This is a genomic window from Mycobacterium sp. (genome assembly GCF_035314665.1).
In the GTDB taxonomy this organism is placed as follows: domain Bacteria; phylum Actinomycetota; class Actinomycetes; order Mycobacteriales; family Mycobacteriaceae; genus Mycobacterium.
The window spans coordinates 1-3774 of the sequence record NZ_DATFZD010000104.1 but is presented as its reverse complement, the minus strand read 5'-3'; the positions used below and the strand labels follow the sequence as shown (position 1 = coordinate 3774).

General features: G+C 66.9%; 5 protein-coding genes and 1 pseudogene. 4 read left to right on the top strand and 2 right to left on the bottom strand.

What is annotated here, in order from left to right; all coding sequences use genetic code 11:
* The coding region (locus VKI00_RS08005) for a hypothetical protein (RefSeq protein ID WP_324436550.1) at nt 1-423 on the top strand (423 nt) is incomplete at its 5' end.
* A gap of 49 nt (nt 424-472) precedes the next feature.
* Nucleotides 473-1759: an alpha/beta hydrolase gene (locus VKI00_RS08000; RefSeq protein WP_324436548.1), complete on the top strand. Its 1287-nt coding sequence runs from the start codon at nt 473-475 to the stop codon at nt 1757-1759.
* On the opposite strand, the gene VKI00_RS07995 is transcribed toward VKI00_RS08000, so the two are convergent.
* Nucleotides 1741-2022, bottom strand: a complete 282-nt coding sequence (locus VKI00_RS07995; protein WP_414687148.1) for an SDR family oxidoreductase — start codon at nt 2020-2022, stop codon at nt 1741-1743. The two genes, VKI00_RS08000 and VKI00_RS07995, sit on opposite strands and share 19 nt — an antisense overlap.
* A gap of 103 nt (nt 2023-2125) precedes the next feature.
* Between VKI00_RS07995 and VKI00_RS07990 the strand changes: the two are divergent.
* Nucleotides 2126-2323, top strand: a pseudogene (locus VKI00_RS07990) (hypothetical protein); the annotation flags it as partial.
* Nucleotides 2324-2430: 107 nt separating this feature from the next.
* On the top strand, nt 2431-3366 hold the full coding sequence (locus VKI00_RS07985; protein WP_324436546.1) for an alpha/beta hydrolase: 936 nt from the start codon (nt 2431-2433) through the stop codon (nt 3364-3366).
* A 214-nt stretch (nt 3367-3580) separates the two neighbouring features.
* On the opposite strand, the gene VKI00_RS07980 is transcribed toward VKI00_RS07985, so the two are convergent.
* The coding region (locus VKI00_RS07980) for a hypothetical protein (RefSeq protein ID WP_414687147.1) at nt 3581-3774 on the bottom strand (194 nt) is incomplete at its 5' end.

Below are 3774 nucleotides of genomic sequence, written 5' to 3'. Positions count from 1 at the left end.
GTCGGAGGCTTGGTCGACGTGCTCACCCGCCAAGGGGTCCGTAGCGCGCACGCCAACGCCGAGGCGCGCAACCTCGCCCGGCTCGCCGCCGGTGCCATGACTTCACCTCGCGACCTCAGCGAGGCCGTCGATTCGATCCGGCGAACCTTCGACCTCGACGCCGTCGCGGTGCTGTGTGACACCGGCACCGGCTGGAACGTGGAGACTGCCGTCGGCGCGACCCAACTACAGCACCCCGACCAGGCCGACTACCAGGTCCAGATTGGGACCGGACGCGCTCTGGCCATCGTCGACGCACGACGCACCGCTCGCGACACCGCGCCGCTACAAGCGTTCCTCACCGAACTACGACTCACCAGGGAACGTGCCCTGCTGCAAGCTCTTAAATCCAACGGCAAAAGTTCTCAGACGTTCGAGCCGTGAGATCACTGGTCGCCGTCCCCACGGCTTGATCGCCTCGTAAGGTGACCGCATGCGGACAGCTCGAATCATCGACGTCATCCGGCAAATAGGGTCGTTGGCAGTAACGGCAGTGACCGCCGCTTCCACGCTCAACGCCTATCGGCCGTTGGCGCGCAACGGATACCCCTCGCTGTTTTCGTGGGCGTTCGGCCTGGTTGTCACCGAGTTGCCCCTGCAGACACTGATCAGCCAGCTCGGCGGCCTGGCGTTGACAGCCCGCCGACTGACCCGACCAGTGCGGGCGGTCGCATGGCTGGTAGCGGGCATCTCGGCGCTGGGCTTGCTGAACTTCAGTCGCGCGGGCCACCAGGCCAATGTCCCGCTGGCTGCGGCTTTGGACAGCGGCCTGGGAACCTCTCGCAACACCGACGCCGCGGGTCTGTGGCGCCGGCCGGCCGGCGGTGGCACCGCCAAAACGCCGGGACCGCTGCGAATGCTGCGGATCTACCGCGACTACGCCCACGACTCGAACATCAGCTACGGCGACTACGGCAGCGCTAACCACCTAGATATCTGGCGGCGTCGCGATCTGGATCCGACCGGAAAGGCGCCGGTGCTCTTCCAGATCCCCGGCGGTGCCTGGACGACGGGAAACAAACGCGGACAGGCCCATCCGTTGATGAGCCACCTCGCGGAGCTGGGCTGGATCTGCGTGGCGATCAACTACCGGCATAGCCCGCGCAACACCTGGCCCGATCACATTATCGACGTCAAGCGCGCCCTCGCGTGGGTCAAGGCGCACATCCCCGGGTACGGCGGCGATCCCGACTTCATCGCCATTACCGGTGGTTCGGCCGGCGGCCACCTGTCGTCGCTGGCGGCGCTGACGCCCAATAATCCGCAGTTCCAGCCGGGATTCGAAGACGCCGACACCCGGGTACAGGCGGCCGTGCCGTTCTACGGCGTCTATGACTTCACCCGTTTCGAGGACGCGATGCATCCGATGATGCTGCCGCTGCTCGAGCGACTGGTTGTCAAACAACCGCACTTGACGAACCTGCAGTCATATATCGCCGCGTCACCAGTGAACCACGTATCCACCGACGCTCCCCCCTTCTTCGTATTGCACGGACGCAACGACTCGCTGGTTCCCGTCGAGCAGGCGCGTGGCTTCGTCGCGCGCCTGCGGCAAGTCAGCAGGCAGCCCGTCGTGTACGCCGAACTGCCGTTTGCCCAGCACGCTTTCGACATCCTCGGCTCGGCCCGCGCGGCGCACGCCGCAGTCGCCGTCGAGCAATTCCTGGCCGAGATCTACGCGACACGATTGTCGAAGATCTCTCAGGCCGACGCGGAGTAGCCTCTGAACCGCTTGAGGTAAGACAACAGTCGATACGCTGGCACAGGCCTCGGCCAATCGTCAGCGCGGAAGTAGACGTCCGACCCACCATCGACGAAAACGACGCTCCCACATAAGAAGTCCGCCGCGTCCGAAAGCATGAACAGCACCCAGTCGGCCAGCTGCGCAGCGTCGCCGAACCCGCCGATCGGGATCTGAAATGTCATCCGTGCAACCAACATTTGGACGCTAAGATCGTCTGTCGGCCGGGGCGTCGAACGCACTGCCCGCTGTTAAGGCGGCCGGGGCCGACCTCGCTCACGTGATCGTCGTCGACGCCGACGTCGACGGTTGCCTCACCCTCGAACACCTTGAATCTTTGGGAGCATCTACGCCGGCTTCGCCGGCGGGTTGGTGCACCCACGCGACCAGGTCACCCGGCTCTGGGAGCACTGGGGCAGACCCGAGATCCGCTGGTATCAGGGCGGCCACACCGGGTTCTTCAGCTCGCGGCCGGTGCAGCGATTCATCGACGATGCGCTGGTGCAGTCGGGGCTTGCCTCACGGGTACGACGCAAACGCTGATACGGCCGCCAAGCGTCACTTTCCGATCGTCGGTTGACGCGGGCGTCAGGTGCTCGACGTTTCGGCGATCCTCGCGAGCCTGGTCGCCTACTCTTTTCCGAGAACAGATGAAACCCAGCAACCCTCTCCGACACCCCTTCCGCGTACCGCGCGTCGAAAAGCCGCGCGCGGAAGGCCGTTTCTACCTCCCCGAGGGTCGCCGGATTGGCTACGCCGAGTACGGCGACCCCTCAGGCGCGGTGGTGCTGTGGTTCCACGGCACGCCGGGCGCCCGGCGCCAATTCCCGCTGCTCGGTCGGCGCGCCGCCAACAAGCTCGGCCTGCGCGTTGTCGTGGTGGAGCGGCCGGGCTCGGGTCTGTCCGATCCTCACCCCTACGCCGCGGTGACCGACTGGGCCACCGACATGGCACATGTGGCCGACGCGCTGGGCGCCCAGCGGCTGGGCGTCGTGGGCCTTTCCGGCGGCGGCCCCTACGCCCTGGCCTGCGGCGCGGTGCCCCCGCTGGCCGCTCGCGTGGCCGGAGTGGCCGTGCTTGGCGGCACCGTCCCGTCGGTCGGCCCCGAGACCATCGCCGGCAGCATCGCCGACCTTGCCCGCCGCTTCGCCCCGATGCTGTCGGAGCTGCGTCGGCCATTGGCGGCGCTGAGCACCGGGCTGCTGGCGCCCCTCATCCCCTTCGCGCATTACGGCTATCGGGCCTACTCCGGCATTTCGCCCGAGGGCGACCAACGGGTCTTCGCCGACCCGGAAATCGAGGGCATGTTCGTCGATGACATCGTTCTCGCCATCAGGGGCCGCTGCCAGGCCATGATCGACGATGCCCGGCTGTTCGGGCGGGACTGGGGTTTCCGGTTGGCCGACGTGAAGGTGCCGGTGCGGTGGTGGCACGGTGACGCCGACCCTCTGGTGCCCCTGGCCGCCGCGCAAGAGGCGGTCTCGCGCCTACCGGACGCCGAGCTCATCTTGCTTCCGGGCCAGAGTCACCTCGGCGGCTTCGCCCAAGCCGACGAGGTCCTGGAGTTCATCCGCTCATTCCTCTGAACCGCGACGACTTCGCCGTTTCTTGACCGAGGCTGCGCAACGATCAGCTTCCGGCCGGACAACCGTATCCGAGCGCGCGAAGCGGCAGTGAACTCTGCTCGGCGGTGTCTGCGCCCGAGGCGGCGTGCTTGCTGGGTGTCAGCAGTATCGACGTCATGGAGCGCGCCGGATCGTTCTCACCGAAAGATGGTCGCGCTGGCGTCCGTTCGCTGGTTCATTCTGCGGGGGCGGGCTGACTTGGTGTGTGTCCAGGGCGCTCGAGAGCCTCGATTTGGCGGGCGACCTCGACCGCGTGATCGCCGAGTCGCTCCAGCAGCCGGGCGATCAGCCCCATCTCCAGCAGCACCGGAGAGCGCAGGTCAGCGGCAGCGAGCTCGGCGCTAAGACTGGCGTGCAGCTCGTCGAGCG

What these genes read in the sequence shown, in the direction of transcription:
- VKI00_RS08000 (WP_324436548.1), top strand. Translation starts at nt 473, where the DNA reads ATGCGGACAGCTCGAATCATCGACGTCATCCGGCAAATAGGGTCGTTG.
- VKI00_RS07985 (WP_324436546.1), top strand. Translation starts at nt 2,431, where the DNA reads ATGAAACCCAGCAACCCTCTCCGACACCCCTTCCGCGTACCGCGCGTC.